General features: G+C 69.5%; 13 protein-coding genes. 5 read left to right on the top strand and 8 right to left on the bottom strand.

Features of this window, described 5'->3' with window-relative positions:
- Window positions 1–352: 352 nt before the first annotated feature.
- Window positions 353–991 carry a GTP cyclohydrolase I FolE gene (gene folE, locus QZ607_RS05485; protein WP_295880541.1) on the top strand — a complete coding sequence of 213 codons (639 nt, stop codon included), beginning with the start codon at window positions 353–355 and terminating at the stop codon, window positions 989–991.
- Between the two features lie 112 nt (window positions 992–1103).
- Entirely contained in the window at window positions 1104–1664 is a 561-nt protein-coding gene (locus tag QZ607_RS05480; protein ID WP_295880540.1) for a Uma2 family endonuclease, read from the top strand.
- A gap of 195 nt (window positions 1665–1859) precedes the next feature.
- Here QZ607_RS05480 and QZ607_RS05475 read toward each other — a convergent pair whose 3' ends face one another.
- From QZ607_RS05475 to QZ607_RS05440, 8 genes are all read right to left on the bottom strand, one after another.
- The gene (locus QZ607_RS05475; protein WP_295880538.1) at window positions 1860–3350 is read right to left on the bottom strand and encodes a MopE-related protein; all 1491 of its coding nucleotides are present in this window, start codon (window positions 3348–3350) and stop codon (window positions 1860–1862) included.
- Window positions 3351–3424: 74 nt separating this feature from the next.
- The gene (locus QZ607_RS05470; RefSeq protein WP_295880537.1) at window positions 3425–5149 is read right to left on the bottom strand and encodes a nickel-dependent hydrogenase large subunit; all 1725 of its coding nucleotides are present in this window, start codon (window positions 5147–5149) and stop codon (window positions 3425–3427) included.
- Window positions 5150–5288: 139 nt separating this feature from the next.
- On the bottom strand, window positions 5289–6305 hold the full coding sequence (locus QZ607_RS05465; RefSeq protein WP_295880534.1) for a hydrogenase small subunit: 1017 nt from the start codon (window positions 6303–6305) through the stop codon (window positions 5289–5291).
- Between the two features lie 950 nt (window positions 6306–7255).
- On the bottom strand, window positions 7256–7573 hold the full coding sequence (locus QZ607_RS05460) for a hypothetical protein (RefSeq protein ID WP_295880533.1): 318 nt from the start codon (window positions 7571–7573) through the stop codon (window positions 7256–7258).
- A gap of 72 nt (window positions 7574–7645) precedes the next feature.
- Window positions 7646–9808, bottom strand: coding sequence for an ATP-dependent RecD-like DNA helicase (locus tag QZ607_RS05455; protein ID WP_295880696.1), 2163 nt, complete (start codon window positions 9806–9808; stop codon window positions 7646–7648).
- Window positions 9809–9926: 118 nt separating this feature from the next.
- Window positions 9927–10223: a hypothetical protein gene (locus tag QZ607_RS05450; RefSeq protein ID WP_295880531.1), complete on the bottom strand. Its 297-nt coding sequence runs from the start codon at window positions 10221–10223 to the stop codon at window positions 9927–9929.
- A gap of 858 nt (window positions 10224–11081) precedes the next feature.
- Complete coding sequence (locus QZ607_RS05445) at window positions 11082–11384, bottom strand: histidine kinase (protein WP_295880529.1); 303 nt, start codon at window positions 11382–11384, stop codon at window positions 11082–11084.
- A 48-nt stretch (window positions 11385–11432) separates the two neighbouring features.
- Window positions 11433–12881 (bottom strand): hypothetical protein, encoded by a 1449-nt coding sequence (locus tag QZ607_RS05440; protein WP_295880526.1) that lies wholly within the window; start codon window positions 12879–12881, stop codon window positions 11433–11435.
- 512 nt (window positions 12882–13393) lie between these two features.
- On the opposite strand from QZ607_RS05440, the gene pyk reads away from it, so the two are divergent.
- The 3 genes from pyk (at window position 13394) to QZ607_RS05425 (ending at window position 16481) form a co-directional block, all read left to right on the top strand.
- Entirely contained in the window at window positions 13394–14842 is a 1449-nt protein-coding gene (gene pyk / locus QZ607_RS05435) for a pyruvate kinase (protein WP_295880522.1), read from the top strand.
- Window positions 14843–14908: 66 nt separating this feature from the next.
- Window positions 14909–15865: an alpha/beta hydrolase gene (locus tag QZ607_RS05430; RefSeq protein ID WP_295880520.1), complete on the top strand. Its 957-nt coding sequence runs from the start codon at window positions 14909–14911 to the stop codon at window positions 15863–15865.
- A gap of 319 nt (window positions 15866–16184) precedes the next feature.
- Window positions 16185–16481 carry a hypothetical protein gene (locus tag QZ607_RS05425; RefSeq protein WP_295880518.1) on the top strand — a complete coding sequence of 99 codons (297 nt, stop codon included), beginning with the start codon at window positions 16185–16187 and terminating at the stop codon, window positions 16479–16481.
- The last annotated feature ends 78 nt before the right edge of the window (window positions 16482–16559 follow it).

Raw genomic sequence — 16559 nt, 5'->3', positions numbered from 1 at the left:
GCGCTGGTCGGGCTGGCGCTGGTCGAGGCGGAAATGTGCGCCTCCGCTGCGGATGCTCGCGTAGATGGCGGCCGGCCCGGTCGAGCGCGCACAAGTGTGGTCGGCCGAAGACAGGTCTCCCCGCGCGTTCGAGTGGACAGCGGCCGAGCGTTTCAGCGCACTATGCTACCGGAAGCCGGGTGCCGCCGCCAGAAAGCCGCCGGCACACAGCGCAATGGGAATCCGCGCGCGCGCCCCTATGTCTGCGCCAACCACAGGGGCCCGGCCGCAGCGACCGGGTTCGATTTCGAGCGTTTAAGACGCGGACGGCGCCCCACCCGGCCGCGGCGACCGACCCAGCAGGAAGACGACCATGGCAGCAGAAGGGCGCATCGCGCGCATCGCCACCGACGGCCATTATGCCGACAGCTTTGAAGCTGAGGCGGACAACGAGGTCTACGACGAGGCCAAAGAGCGCCTGGTGCGGCAGATGCTGCACGAGATCGGCGAAGACCCGGAGCGCGAGGGCCTGCGCCGCACACCGCTGCGGGTGGCCAAGGCCATGGACTTTCTCACCAGCGGCTATGAGCTTTCCGCGGAGGAGATCATCAAGAAGGCCGTCTTCGAGGAAGACGTCAAGGAGATGGTCATCGTCCGCGACATCGAGTTCTACAGCATGTGCGAGCACCACATGCTGCCCTTCTTCGGTCACGCCCACGTCGGCTATCTGCCGAACGGCAAGGTGGTGGGCCTGAGCAAGGTGGCCCGCGTGGTGGACGTCTTCGCCCGCCGGCTCCAGGTGCAGGAGCGCCTCACCAACCAGGTGGCCGACGCCCTGATGGAGCATCTCGGCGCCCACGGCGTCGCCGTGGTCATGGAGGCGAGCCACACCTGCATGATGATGCGCGGGGTGCAGAAGCAGAACAGCACCACCGTCTCCAGCGCCATGCGCGGGAGCTTCCAGGAGGACCCACGCACCCGCGCGGAGTTCATGGGGTTTCTGCACAAGTAGCGCGCCGTCGCGGACGGCCGCCGCGCGGCGACGGGTGGAGGCGCCGGCGCATTGGCTATACTGCGGCGGCAGCCAAACCCCATTGTTCAGCACGCCGACCCGAGGCCGACTGATGCCCGCCGCCGCGCACCTGCCACACGTCTGGACCCGGGGCGAGTACGAGCGTCTCATTGCGTCCGGCGGGCTCCACCCGGAGTCCCGCGTAGAGCTGGTGGATGGCGAGATTCTGGACATGGCGCCACAGGAAAGCCTGCACGCAACGGGCGTGCGACTCGCCGAAGAAGCGATGCGGAGCGCCTTCGGTCGTGGCTTCGACGTCCGCACCCAGTTGCCCCTCGCCATCGACGGGCACTCCGAGCCCGAGCCCGACATCGCCGTCGTCACCGGCACCCCACGCGACTATCGCGATGCGCACCCGACGACGGCGGTGCTCGTCATCGAGGTCGCCGACAGCTCCCTCGACTTCGATCGCACCCGCAAGCGCTCACTCTACGCCCGCAACGCCATCCCCGAGTACTGGATACTGAACCTCGTCGATGCCGTGCTGGAGGTGCATCGGGAGCCCGCCGGCGGTGACTACGCGCGCCGGACCGTGCTCGGAGCGTCCGAGCGGATCACGCCGCTCCGGGCTGCGGACGCCCGGGGCATCGCCGTCGCCGACGTGCTGCCCTAGCTCTCCTGCGCCGAAGTGACGCCAACGAGTCCTGCGCACTGCGAAGCCCGCATCGGAATCGATCCCGACAGCGATACCCATCCCGATTGTTCGCCAGACTTCGGCGCCGCTGTACCAGCCCGTTGACAGCCGCCGCCGGCAACGCTCGCCGCGGACAGTCGCCCTGTTGCCTGCCAGCGCGCCACACTGACACCATCAGTCGTCGCGGTCGCGGTCGCGCTCGCGGTGGCCATGGTCGTCATCGTCCTCGCGATCCCCCCCGTCATCGCGGTCCCGTCCATCATCGCGCTCGTCGTCATCGCGGTCGCGCTCATCGCCGTCCTCGGGGTCGCCGCCGCGCTCCCCGTCATCGTCGCTGTGATCGTCATCCTCGCTACCGGGGCGATCCGGGTTGTCCACGAGCACGGCGGCCGTGAAGCGCTGTTGCCGGCCTTCGCTCAGCGTGACGTCCGCGGTGATGCCATGCCAGCCGTTCGCCAGCTCCCGGGTGTCGAGAAAGCCCGACGCCCCGCCAGCGTCCGTGTCCTCATCGTCGGCGCCCAGCGTCCAGGGGGCCGTACCATCGCTGTCCACGAGCTCGCCGTCGACGAACCAGTGGACCAGCTCGATGCCGTCGCGGTCGGCGACGAAGACCTGGATCGGCCCGCTCACCACCAGCCCGTCCAGCGGCTCCGCAGCACCCGGGTCCACAGCAACGAGCACGCCCAGGCCGGGATCCGGGAGCAGCCGGCCGCGGCAGTCATCGCCGCTGCAATCCGGGTCCGTGTCATCGAGGTAGAAGTCGCAGTCGTTGTCGCGGCCATCGGTGCAGTCCTCCACGGCGCCGGGGTTCACGGTCGGGTCGGTGTCGTCGCAGTCGATGGGTCCGCACAGGCCGCCCTCGGGGCTGAAGCGATCGCCGTCCGCGTCCAGGCAGCCGGCGCAGGCGACGGCGGCCGGGTCGGCACCGTCGATGAGTCCGTTGCAGTCGTTGTCGAGGCCGTCGGCGCAGTCCTCGACGGCCCCGGGATTCACGCTCGGATCGGCGTCGTCACAATCGATGGGTGCGCAGCTGGCGTCCCCCGCGAGCCAGCCGTCGCCGTCCGCATCGATGCAGCCGGTGGCCGCGGTCACCTCGATACGGCGCGTGGCCGGGGTCGGGTCCGTTAGATCGGCGTCGGCGACAGCGAGGCGCACGGTGAAGGTGCCGGCGCTTGGATAGGTCACCACATGCGGCCCCGGGCCGGTGGCGGTGCCGACACCGAAGTCCCAGCTGAGCGTCAGCGCATCGCCGTCGGGATCGCTGCCCGCCCCCTCGAAGCGCAGGGTGCTGCCGGCGCTGATGCGCTGATCGGCGAGCGGCGCGGTGATGTGACCATCCGGCGCCCGGTTCGGCGGTGTGCCGGTGCAGTACAGCTCGAAGGTCCGGTTGCGCCACCAGTCCCAGGTGCCCGGCTGGGCCCCGCTGCCCGAGCGGTCACGATGGCAGAGCAGGCAGCCGTCGCCGCCGCCACCGAGATCGGCAAAGGGCGTGGAGCCGTCGTAGCCGGCGCAGAAGGCGTCCACCTCCTCGCCGTAGCCGGGCCAGGCGATGGCGCCGCTGCAGGCGAGCAGCAGCAGGGCGCCGGCGCCGAGCGCGCGAAAGTGTGGGCGATTGATGGGCCATGCGCGGCCACGGCCCCAAGGCATGAGTTGAAAAAGATGCATCTGTGATACCCCGCAGGATTCAGGTGATGACGGACACACATCCGTAACAGCAGCAGGCGCCCGGCAGACGACGCTCAGCGCACGTTCAGCTCGATCCGGCTGCCACCGTCGGCGTCCGCCAGGTGGACGGCGCAGGCGATGCAGGGGTCGAAGCTGTGAATGGTGCGGAGGATCTCGATGGGCTGGGCCGGGTCGTGCAGCGGCTGCCCGCGCAGGGACGCCTCATAGGGTCCGGCGACGCCGGCCGCGTCCCGGGGTCCGGCATTCCAGGTGCTGGGCACGACACACTGGTAATTGGCGATGCGGCCGTCGCGGATGACCACCCAGTGCGCCAAAGCGCCGCGGGGGGCTTCGGTGTAGCCGGCGCCCAGGGCGCTCGCGGGCCAGCGGGCGGGATAGAACAGGGCGTCGTTGTGGGTGCTCACATCACCCGCGGCGATGTTGGCCTCCAGCCGGTCGAGCCAGCCGGGCATGCGGTCGGCGATGAGCTTGGTCTCCAGGGTGCGGGCGGCGACCCGGCCCAGGGTGGAGTAGAGCGCCGACAGCGGCAGGCGCAGCTGCTCCAGCGTCCCGTCCACGAGCGCGCGGGTCGCGTCATGACCGGTGGCATAGAGCATCAGCACCCGCGCCAGGGGCCCCACCTCCATGGGTTGACCACGCCAGCGCGGGGATTTGAGCCAGGAGTAGCCCTGCTCGGGGTCCAGGCGCTGATAGGGCGGCGTTGGGCCCGTGTAGCGCGGGCGCGTCTCGCCGTCGTAGGGGTGCAGGGCGGCGTCCTTGCCGGCGGAATACTCGTACCAGGAGTGGGTGACGGACTCGCGCACCTGGTCGGGGTCGTCCAGGTCCACCGGCTGCACGCTGGTGAGATCCCGGCCGAGGATGACACCCCGCGGGATGAACAGCCGCGCCGGATCGTCCATACCGACCTCCGGGTCGGGGAAGTCGCCGTAGGTCATGAAGTTGCCGATCCCCTCACCGCGCAGCGTCCAGTCCTTGTAGTACTCGGCAATGGCCAGGGTGTCAGGGACGTACACCTGGTCCACGAAGCGCTGCATGTCCGCGATGACCTCGGCGATGACGCGCCGGCCGCGCCGGTCCAGGGCGGTCTTGCCGGGGTTGCCGTCGAGGGCGCAGGGGGCGCCGCCGACGACGAAGTTCGGATGCGGGTTCTTACCACCCAAGAGCGCGTGCAGCCGGGCGGCACGGCGCTGCCAGTCCAGGGCCTCCAGGTAATGCGCAAAGGCGAGCAGGTTCAGCTCCGGGGGCAGGCGGTACTCGGGGTGGCCCCAGTAGCCGTTCGCGAAGATGCCGAGCTGGCCGCTGCCGACAAAGGCGGCCAGGCGGTCCCGGACATCGGCGAAGTAGCCCCGGGTGTTGTTGGGCCAGGGGCTCAGGCACTGCTGCAGGTCCGCGGCGGCCGCCGGGTCGGCCTCCAGCGCCGAGACCACGTCCACCCAGTCCAGCGCGTGCAGGTGATAGAAGTGCATGACATGGTCGTGCACGAACTGCGCCGCGATCATCAGGTTGCGGATCAGCTCGGCGTTGGGCGGGATGGGGTAGTCCAGCGCCTGCTCCACGGCGCGCACAGAGGCGATCCCGTGCACCAGGGTGCAGACACCGCAGATGCGCTGCGCGATGGCCCAGGCATCGCGTGGATCGCGGCCGATCATCATGTTCTCGATCCCGCGCACCATGGTGCCGGCGCTGGCGGCGCTGGTGATGATGCCGTTCTCGGTTTCGGCCTCGATGCGCAGATGGCCTTCGATGCGGGTGACAGGGTCGACGACGACGGTGCTCATGATGCTGCTCCGGATGCTGCCGAGGTGCTGCTCGGCGTGCTGCTGGGGTGTTTTTCAGGCGCAGACGGGCCCGGGCCTGTGGCGATGGCCGCCGCAGGCCGTCCGCTGCGGGTGCAGGGACTCGGGGCGGGGCCGCCGGTCAGCCCGCGGGCGGCTCGTCCGGGTAGAAGACGCTGCCGGTGAAGCGGTCGCCGCCCGGTGCCAGGGCGCGGTCGAAAAAGCCGGGCTCCGAGCAGCCGAGGCAGCCATGCCCGGACAGCACCGGGAAGCTGGTGCCCAGGTTCCATCGCATCGACGCGCAGGCGTTATGGGCTTCCGGTCCCTTGCAGCCGAGCTCGTACAGGCAATGGCCCTGGCGTGCCGCGTCGTCGTCGAAGGCACGGGCGAAGCGCCCACGGTTGAAGTGCGGCAGCCGCGGGCAGCGGTCGTGGACGGTCTCGGCGAACCACGCGAGCGGACGGTCGAGCTCATCCAGGTCGGGCGGTGCGCCGAAGGCGAGGAAATGTGCGATGACGCCCGCCATGACGCCCGGTACCGGCGGGCAGCCCGGGACATTCACCAGCGGTCGGCGCGGCACCAGTCCCGCGCGCATGAGGTCGCCGACGCCCTTCGCCGCGCCTTGATTCAGCGCCGGCGCCCGGATTGCCGCCACCGCCGGCAGGCCGCCGAAGGCGGCACAGGTACCGACGGAGAGCACCAGCGCGGCGCCTTCAGCCGTATGCCGCAGCATGTCCAGGTTGGTCTCGCCGGCAACGGTTGACCAGGCCGCCTGCGCACCCGTGGGCACGGCGCCGTCCACGATCAGCACATAGGCGCCGAAGTGCTCGGCGACGGCGGCGGCCCGCGCCGCCTCCGCGGCGTTTCCGCTCGCGGCCTGCAGGGTGTGGTGATAGTCGAGCGACAGGTGGTCCAGGATCAGGGACTCAATGCCGGGCTCTGCCGCACGGATCAGGGATTCCGTGCAGCCTGTGCACTCCTGAGACGACAGCCAGATGACGCTCGGCCGCGGCGCGGCGCTCAAGCCCGCGGCAAGCGCTCGCGCCCGCGCCGGCGGCAGCGCCAGCGCGGATGCCGTCATGGCGCAGAAGCGCAGGAAGCTGCGGCGGCTCACGCCGTGGCGCCTGAGGTGATCACTGAAGGTCTCGCGGGTCGTCATCCGGCCACTCCACTCTGGTTTGAAACGCGCTGGATCGCGTCTGTCGGGCACGCCGATAACCGGCGCAAGCTCAAGCGGCTTTTCTCAGCTGCTTGTGGTTAAGCGTAAAACCTACTTAATTGATGGGCGGTTCCCCTATTTTTGAATAAGGATATTAATTAGCCCGGCAGCTGGAAGCAAGACTGTGAGCAAGGCCGCAAAATGCTGAGCAGCCGCCTGCGAATTGCGGTTGACCTGACATCGAGGAATTGCAATGGGCGCGGGGCGTCCACGTTCCGAACGTCTTTTCCGGACACGTCATGCGCACATGCGATGCCTGCTTCATCCGTTGTCTCAGCGTATCCGAGACAAAGACGATTCAGCCCATTATTATTATTTTTTAGGACTTTATGATTAATCTGATCATATACATAGGCGGTTCCGGGATGCTCTCTTCGGACACTCTTCAATAGGGATCGTATATTGGATCGATCCGCCCCTGCGGGCACTTCCGGCGTATCGCACACAACCAGTCGCCCACATAGGCTGCCGGCTGCCATTGAGCGTGGATGATTCCGCGCTTTCGTCCACTGCCCGGTTGCCCACGCGCATCGCTGACAGCAGTGATACACGCAATGCACCACCCAGACCGGGAGCCGCACCCGATTGAATCGAGCGCTTGGGCATCACGACTGAACCGCTGCTCACCCCGCGCGCATTCGGCGTCAACCCGGCGTGGTCGCCCGCGCTCCGGCTGCGGCGCCTGGCCCGCCGCTTCTGGGGCACGGCGCCCGCGCTGCCGAACCGGGGGGAAGGAACGGCGGGCGCCGGGCGCAGGCAGGTCAGACACCTTGCCGGGGCACGGACGGGTACAGCCTAGGCGAGGCTTGATTAAAAAATCCTTAAGTACCCTTGGGTGCGGTCTGGATGCGGAAGCGGGGCAAAGTGCGCAACAGGGTGGCTCAGTGCGCCTATGGGAGGCTACGGGGCCGTCCCAGGGGATGGGCAAGCGGCAGGATCAGGACAATCAACCCAAATAGAACGGTTGCCCCCTGGCCCGGCGAATTCCGCAAGTCGATACAGTCCAAGCGGCGTGACTTGCCGCCGCCGACTGGGCACGATGCAGGCATGCGGATGTCGATGGCGCCGTTGTAGCCGCTCATCAGGTCGTAGTCGTGGCTCAGCGGCGCGCCGCCGTCGCCGCCTGCGCCGATCCAGGCACCGCTGTTCAGCAGGTAGGTCCCCCCGCGCAGCAGGATGCGATCGCCGGGCCCGGCGACGCCCTCCAAAGTGGCGCGGCCGATGCTGGCAAAGGGGTCGTCGATGGTGCCGGTGACGGGCCAGTGGTCGTCACCGTCAGGTCACAGCGCCAGGCGCCCCTGCCCGTCCGGCACCTGCGTCTCGGTGAGCCGCTGGCGCAGCCGCGTGAGCCGCCCGGCGCCGGTCCGGTGCACGGCGGTGTTGAGCGCTCTGGGCTCAGCGATGAGCACCACCAGCCGCTTCCCCCTGGTCACGGCGGTGTAGAGCAGATTGCGCTGTAGGAGCGTGAAGTGCTGCATGGCGAGCGGGATGACCACGGCGGGATACTCGGAGCCCTGGGCCTTGTGCACCGTGGTGGCGTAGGCGAGCGCGATCTCGTCCAGCTCGCCGAGCTCGTAGTCCACGCGGCGGCCGTCGAAGTCGATGTGCACCAGGCCTTCCTCGGTGTCGATGCTGTGGACGCGGCCGATGTCGCCGTTGAAGACCTCCTTGTCGTAGTTGTTCACCAGCTGGATCACCTTGTCGCCGGGGGCATAGGTCCAGCCGAAGCGCTCGATGCGTGGCTCGGCGGCGGGGTTCAGCAGCCCCTGCAGGGCGAGGTTCAGCGCGCGGGCGCCAAGGCCGCCGCGGTGCATGGGCGTCAGCACCTGGATGTCGCGCACCGGGTCCAGCCCGAAGCGGGCCGGGATGCGCTCGGCAACGGCCCGCAGCAGGCGCTCGTGCACCTGCTCCGGGTTCTCGCAGCGGATCAGGTAGAAGTCGCTGTCGGCGTCGTTGGCCGACGCCAGCGGCGGCTCGCCCCGGTTGATGCGGTGGGCGTTGACGACGATGCGCGACGCCGCGGCCTGCCGGAAGACTTCGGTGAGCCGTACCGTGGCCACCCGCCCCGAGCCGATGAGGTCGGCCAGCACCGCCCCGGGGCCCACCGACGGCAGCTGGTCCACGTCCCCCACCAGCAGCACGGCAGCAGTTGTGGGCACTGCCCGCAGCAGCTGATTCATGAGCGCTGTATCCACCATGGAGACCTCGTCGCAGACCAGGAGGTCCGTCTCCAAAGGGCTGTATTGATCGCGCTTGAAGCCCATCCCCTGGGGGTCGAATTCCAACAGCCGGTGGATGGTCTTGGCCTGCTGCCCGGTCAGCTCCGCGAGCCGCTTGGCGGCACGGCCCGTGGGGGCGCAGAGGCGCACGGCCACGCCCTTAGCACGCAGGATGCGCAGAATGGCGTTCACCACCGTCGTCTTGCCGACCCCGGGGCCGCCGGTGACGATGGTGACCTTGCCGTTGACGGCGGCGGCGATGGCCTGGCGCTGCGACGCCGACAACGTCATCCCCGTCTTGCCCTCCACCCAGCCGAGGGCCTTGTCGGTGTCGATCCGACCCCAGGGCGGCGAGTCCAGCGTCAGACGTGCGATGCCGCGGGCGATGCCCAACTCCGCCCGCTGCAGGGCCGCCAGCAGCACGGCGGGGCGGGCGTCGATGGTCTCCGCCACGAGGTGCTCGTCGGCGATCTCTGCGGCGATGGCCTGCTCGATGCCGGGCGGCGGAATGCCGAGCAGGGTCGCCGCCTTGGCCGTCAGCTGGTCGAGGTACGCGGCGCAGTGGCCGTCGCCGGCGATCTCCTGCAGCACATGGCGCACGCCGGCGCCGGCGCGCAGGGGTGAGTCGGCTGGGACGCCGAGCCGCTGCGCCAGCTGGTCCGCCGTCTTGAAGCCGATGCCGTGGATGTCGAGGGCGAGCCGGTAGGGGTTCTCGCGCACCCGCTCCACGGCCGCCTCGCCGTAGGTCTTGTAGATGCGCACGGCGCGCGCGGTGCCCACACCGTGGGACTGCAGAAAGACCATGATCTCGCGGATCACCTTCTGCTCCGCCCAGGCATCCGTCACCCGCCGCTGGCGCTTGGGGCCAATGCCGGGCAGCGTCAGCAGGCGCTCGGGGTTGTCCTCGATGACATCGAACACCCGCTCGCCGAAGGCCCGCACCAGCTTGCGGGCGAAGTGCGGGCCGATGCCCTTCACCATGCCGGAGCCGAGATAGCGCTCGATGCCCTCCAGCGTGCTCGGCGGGATCACCTTCAGCTGCCGCGCCTTGAACTGGAGCCCATGCCTGCGGCTCTGCACCCACCAGCCGTCCGCCTCCACGTACTCGCCGGGCGACACGCTCGCTGCCTGCCCGGTGAGTGTCACCAGGTCACGCTGCCCCCGCACCTTGAGCCGCAGCACGCAGAAGCCGCTCTCCGGGCTGTGGAAGGTGACCCGCTCCACGGCGCCCGAGAGGTGCTCTGGCGGCGCTGCACCGGGCTCGCCATCGCCGGGGCGGCCCTGGCCGGGCTGGGGGTGGGCGGTCGAGGGCAAGATCGCGGGTGCCGACGCGCAACAAAGATCAGGACGGGCTCAGAGCAGCTTCACCAACGCGGCAATGGCGAGCACCTGGGCGAAACATCAGCGACACCAGCCAGATGAGCAGCGCGTTCTTGCTCTGGACGATCTCTTTGCGCACCCCGCCGAGCTCGATCTGCAAACGCAGCCCCGCCTCGCGCACGTCCGTGGTGCGCGCGACCTCACCCGGCCGCGGCCAGCCCTCTTCGAGCTGACCGATGGCCTCGATGATGAGCCGAAACCGCGCCCGATCGTCGGCGGCCGCGTCGAGCTGATCGTAGAGCTTGAGTGCGAGTCCCATGTCACCGCCCCTCGGGCGCACCGCTGCCCGATGGATTGTCGATCTCCAAGCTTCCCAACAAAGCCGATCAGCTGCAACAAGGTCCGCCGGCTCGGGCATCCGAGGCCGGCAGGCGCCGCGGGGCTCCGATCAATGCAGGACTGGTGCTGCCTGACAACTTGGCGCAGCAACGGGCCGGGATGGACCTACCGCAAGTACGTCGAGCCCACTGGGCCGACTGGCGCGCGCCCCAGTGCGCTGGCGCGGCCCTTGCGGTGTTTGCAAGGGGCGTGACAGCGCACGGGCGCAGTGGGGGCCGACGAGGGGCGTCCGAGCGTCCAGGCCACGCGGGCGCCGCGATCGCAGCCGGGCGGTCGGGTTGGCGCCCCTGGCCGACGCTGAGTGCCGCCCGGAGCAGTCCGCGCGCCCCGCGGTCAGGCGCGGCGCCTGCACCCACGCGCGGCGGCCGGGCACTGCCGGGCCTCGCCGGCAGCGAGCGCGCGCCATATCGAACTAGCAATCACACCGGCGAGTGTCGGAAAAAGGTTGACATGTTCCGAGGCGCCAGCCGCGCAGCTCGCGTGCGTAGAGCTGGGAGTGGTAGCCGGAGAGCATCACCAGCGCGCCCGGCGATCAGAAAGCTGCAGGCTGACCGCGGCCGGGAACTGGCGGCGCTGCGGGCGCGAAAGACGCAGGCCGCCGACAAACTTGCCGGGGCAACCTGGGAGCAGAGCATTTCGCAGGAGATCGCGGCCGTCGCGCAGCGCTACGGGGATGACACTGCTGTCCGGCAGGACGCGGTCGCACGGATGCGTGAGCAGGTTCGCGCGCTCGGGAAATAGTCCCCTCGCATGCCGGCGCCGGTGCTGCGGGAGATTGTCAGTGCAGCACCGCCGGCGCACCCTCCCCGCAGCACACCCGCGCGAGCAGCTGCTCCCGGCCGGAGAGCGCGAGCATCAGCGCCACATCCAGCGGCTGCGCGCACCAGCCTTCAGCGCCCGCCGGGCACTCGGCCCAGGCGGCGCCGAAGCCGCCGAGCCAGTGGTGCTGGGCGGCGCCGTCGTCGAGGGGCGGGAAGTCGGTCGGGTCCGTGCTGCCGTGGAAGACGGCGATGCCGGCGGCGGACCAGTACTCCGCCTTGGGCGTGGTCGGCTCGGCGATGCTGACGACGGGGTGCGGCATGGCGTTGGGGGCGGGCCCGCGGGTTGGGTCACCAGGATGCGCCTTTGGTCAAGGCTTCGAAGCGCGGCCGCCGCGGATAGGGCGCGCCCCGAAGCGCCGGACCACGCTCAGATACCCGACACCCGCGAGAAGGGTTGCCAACACGAGCCCGCGCGGCTCCGGCACCTGCGCATCCCTGTAGCCGATGTAGGTATAGCCATCAGTGTGGCCGAACACCGAAACGGCCCACGGTGCTGTCCACTGGATATTGCCTTGTGCGATCAGATCGGAAAGCTCGCCCACCCAGTCGTCGCCGGTAGCGGGATTAGCCCAGCGGAAGGCCCAGTCCAGTCCAGGGGTCAACGCATCGTCGAACTCAAGCGCGAGCAGTCCGCTTGTCTGCAGATCGAGCGTTGTGCCGTCAAAGGTCAACCCGCTCAATTCGCCCAGTGACTGCCGAATTGTCAGGGCAGAACTGTTCTGGACCCGCAATGACGACAGGACGACATCATCGCCGCCTGTCAGCAGCAGCGCGCTGCCCGAGCCGACGTCGAGGGAGTCTGCTTGGATGGCACCGTCGTTGGTGAGTTGGCCGGCCCAGTAAGTGCTCCCCAGATCGATTCTACGGGCCGTGATGTCGTGGCCGCGAGCATCCAGCACGGCCGGCCCGAGGGCTGTATCTGTACCCCAAACAGTGATGTCTCCCGTCAGGCTCAGCGCGGCGCCAAGATCAAGGCGGCTTCCAGCTGCCGTGACGCTGACCTCTCCACTGACGTTAGTCGCGGCCCCGGTGGTGACCCCAGCGCCATTCCTGACGCTTAGACCGCCGGTCACTCGGTCATCTGCATCGAGCGTGAAGGAGCCCGCCCTGACAACGAGATCACGGCTCACGATGATCGCACCGTCATCGATGATGTCACCCGCGTATCCTGGGCCGGCATCCAGTCCAAGGACGAGATCCCGCACCGAGATGTCATGGCCCGCCGCCTGTACGAAGGCAGTCCCATTGGTGTCGCCCCATACATCCAGGTCTTCCGCGAGAGACAGCGGCGCACCGAGCTGCAGCGTGCTGCCGTCGCCTTTCACCTCGACCTCGGTACTGATATTCGCCGTGGCGGAGGTGGCGGCAACGGCGCCAAGCTTCACGACCAGCGAATCGCTGGTGTCCTGTGGAGCGAAGGTGAAGGTATTGCCGCCTGCGACGGTAAGCTCCCCGCTGATGCCCAGGCGACCCCCGGCGTGGTCGACCGTCCCGGTGCCGTTGGTCGAGGAGCCAATCCGCAGCGAGCCCGTGGACAGTGAGAAGCCCCTCAGCAGCAGGTTGCCCTCGGCATCGCTTGCGGTCCCGACTTCCACCAGGTCCGTCACAGTGTCCCGGGACAGGAAAACGTTCGCCGGATCTGCCCCGAGAACGCCTCCGGCAATACGCGCGCCATCATCCAGGCCCGGGGGACCGCCGGAGGGTGTCCAGGTAAAAGGATCACTCCAGTCCCCGTCGGTTACCGCATCGTAGAACACTCCGGCCTCAGCCGGCGGTACGGTCCATCCAGCCATAGCGGTCAACGCCGCAATTATCTGCAAACTCCGCATGCTCGCTTCTCCTTCGTATGCTGCCTTCCGGGGATGCCATCGGGGGTCCCCCTAACATAGTGACCGCAGAGTATACGGAGCGTGAATCGGCGTCGCCACCCTCAGGGCCGCTGCGGCCCCGTCCTCGCCCACACCCCGCGCCCCACGTCCCGCGCCCTGTCCTGCGCGGCGTAGTAACGCCCATCTCGGCAGTGCTGCGGGTAGACGGCGGCCTGGCCGGCGCTGACCAGGGCGAGGTTGAGGGGCTCGCTGCCGCCGTGCCGACGCTGACGCCGGGCAACAGCAAAACCACGAAAGTCCGCTCGACGCTGAGGTACTCCGGCAGCCCGTCGTCCGTCACGAGACTGCAACGCCTGCCGAGGCTCGGGGTTCGCTAACATCGCAGGTTATGACGGGCGCCGCGGACTGGCCGCTGGCGCCGCGAGCACGGAACCCTGAGCATGCAATACCGCCCGCACAAGACCAAGATCGTGGCCACCATCGGCCCGGCGTCCGACCAGCCGGCGCTGCTCCGCGCGCTCATCGAGGCGGGTCTGGACGTGGCCCGCCTGAACTTCTCCCACGGTGATCCGGCCTACCACGCGGGCGTCATCGACCGGTTGCGGGCGGCCGCTGCCGACACGCGCCGGCGCGTGGCCATCATGGGCGATCTGCCGGGGCCCAAGATGCGCGTCGGCGAGATTGCGGACGAGCCCATCGAGCTGCACCGCGACCAGCTCATCACGCTCACCACCCAGGACTGCGTCGGCACCGCAGACCGGGTCAGCGTGAGCTTCCCCGGCCTGCCGGCGGCGGTGCAGCCCGGTGACCGGCTCTTCCTGAACGACGGCTTCATCCTGCTCAAGGTCGTCGAGGTGCAGGGCTGCGATGTGGTCTGCAACGTGCGCGCGGGCGGGGAGCTGCGCTCGCGCAAGGGGCTGAATCTGCCGGGCATCGACCTCGGCATCAGCGCCTTCACCGACGACGACCGGGCCTGGCTCGAGTTTGCCGCGGAGCATCGCATCGACGCCGTGAGCCAGTCCTTCGTCGCCACGGCCGAGGACATCAGCGCGGTGCGCGACACCGCCCGATCGCTCGACTACGACCCCTTTGTCATCGCCAAGATCGAGCGGGCCACGGCCCTTGAGAACCTGGAGGGCATCCTCGACGCCGCGGACGGGCTCATGGTGGCCCGCGGCGACCTCGGCGTGGAGATCCCCATCGAGACCATCGCGGTCGCGCAACGGCGCATCACGGAGCTCGCCAACCGGGTGGGCAAGCCTGTGATCACCGCCACCCAGATGCTGGAGTCCATGGTGACCCTGCGCCGGCCGACGCGGGCGGAGGCCACCGACGTGGCCAACGCCATCCTGGGCGGGACGGACTGTGTCATGCTCTCGGCGGAGTCGGCCATGGGGCGCTTTCCGGTGGAATCCGTGGAGATGCTGGCGGGCATCGCCACCGCCATCGAGCCGGAGCGCAATCTGCGCCTGCAGGCCGAGCGGGTCGGCGCCTATGATGCCGACGGCAGCCGCCGCGCCGTGGACCTCATCGCCCGCAGCGCCTACCACACCGCCGAGCGCAGCCACCCGCGGCTGGTGGCGGTGCCCACACGCAGCGGCAACACCGCCCGGCGCATCGCCCGCTTCCGGCTGCCCTGCCCGGTGGTGGCCTTCACCCCCAATCCCGAGACGGCCCAGCGCCTGTGCTTCAGCTATGGCGTCTACCCGCAGGAGGTCGGCACCGACCTGGCGGACTGGACGGAGTTCGTGCGCAGCTGGCTCACGGAGCAGGGCATCGCCGAGGGCCTGGTACTGCTGACACAGGGTCCCTCCGATGTCCATCCCTGCGGCAACCACCGCCTGGAGATCATCGAGCTGGACGGCGAGCGTGCCGATGCCTGCCGCTGACCGCCCTGTGCGCCGGCTGCGCGACTCGCCACCCCGGAGCGGTCCCAGTCACGCTGCCGCAGCCCGATGACCAGCATCCATACGCACGAAGCCGGCACCACCGAGCCGGACGACGGCCCGCACTTCGTGACCCTGCCGGATGGGCGCCGCCTCGCCTATGCCGAGTACGGCGCCGCCTCGGGCCACCCGGTGCTCTACTGCCACGGCTTTCCCAGCTCGCGGCGGGAGGCGCGGCTCATGCACGCGGACGCCGTCGCCGCCGGCGCCCGCATCATCGCGCCGGACCGCCCGGGCTACGGCGACTCTGACCACGCCCCCGGCCGCCGTCTGGCCGACTGGGCAGACGACTGTGCCGCACTGGTGGGCGCGCTCGGGCTGTCCCACTTCGCCATCGTCGGTGTCTCCGGCGGCGGCCCTTACGCGCTCGCCTGTGCCTGCCACCTGCCGGCGCGCCTGCCGCCTGCGCGGGCGGGCGCCCTCGCCGCCTGCACCCTGGTGTGTCCCCTTGGTCCGATTCATCACGCCAGACTGACGAGACAGATGAACCCCGCCGCCCGCGCCAGCCTGCGGGTCGGGCGCTGGCCCGGCTGGGTCGCCGACCTGATCTACGGGGCACCCACCACCGCCGTGCTCGCCCGCTGGCCGCAGCTGGTGGAGAAGTTCCGCCATATCGCCGCGCCGGCCGCCGACCGGGCCGTGCTGCGTGCGGGCGACACCGCGGCCATCCTCAACCGGACCATCGCGGACGCCATGCGCAACGGCGCCCTGGGCGCGCGGCGGGATCTGTGGCTTTACACCCACGACTGGGGCCTTGAACTGGGGCAGATACACCGACCCATCCGCATCTGGCATGGCGAGGCGGACGGTACCGTCCCCGTGAGCCACGCCCGCTGGCTCGCGGCGCATCTGCCTGATACCAGCCTCACACTGTTGCCGGGCGAGGGCCACTACTCGGTGCCCATCGGCTTTGCACGCCGTATCCTCACCGAGCTTACGGACGTCTTGCGCGTTCAGCCGGAGTAGAGCGCAGGCGCATGCCCGACCAACTCTCCGGCCCGCCCCTATTGCTTCGGGCGGGACGCGCACCCGGTGACCCACACTGGAAGTCGCGCGGCCGCCCGGGTACGCCGACTTCAGTCGGCACCCTGGGGCCGGCGGACTTCAGTCCGCCGGCGGCAAATGATGGCCTGGCCTCCGGTGCTCCGCAGCCTCGCACCAGCTCCCGCGCCCGCCACACCGGGCTTCCGATGCGCTTCACTTAAGGGCATGCTTGAGGCCACGCACACCGACGAGCCGCTGCGCGCCAGCCGGACAGTCCTTGGCACTTTGGAGGAGCCGAGCCATGCATTACCCCGCCATCGGCCGCTGTTGGCACTGCGGCACGGAGCTCACGGAGCTCGACTACGCCCGCGAGGGCACCTGCCCGGGCTGCCGCAAATCCACCCATTGCTGCCGCAACTGCCGCTGGTACGCCCCCGGCCGGCCCAACGACTGCGCGGAGCCGGTTGCGGACCAGGTGACGGAAAAGGATCGGGCCAACTTCTGCGGTTACTTCGAGCCGACCTTTACGGAGCAGACCCCGGGCGACACGGCGGACGCGGACAGCCTGCGCCGGGCCGCGGAGGACCTGTTCAAGTGACCGCGCCGAGCCGGTGGCTCGACGGCACGCCGCCGGCATGGACGAAGCACGTGACGGTTCAACAACAAATCCAACCCT

The sequence above is a fragment of the uncultured Thiohalocapsa sp. genome (assembly GCF_913063425.1).
GTDB lineage: Bacteria > Pseudomonadota > Gammaproteobacteria > Chromatiales > Chromatiaceae > Thiohalocapsa.
This window is presented reverse-complemented; position numbering and strand designations above follow the sequence as displayed.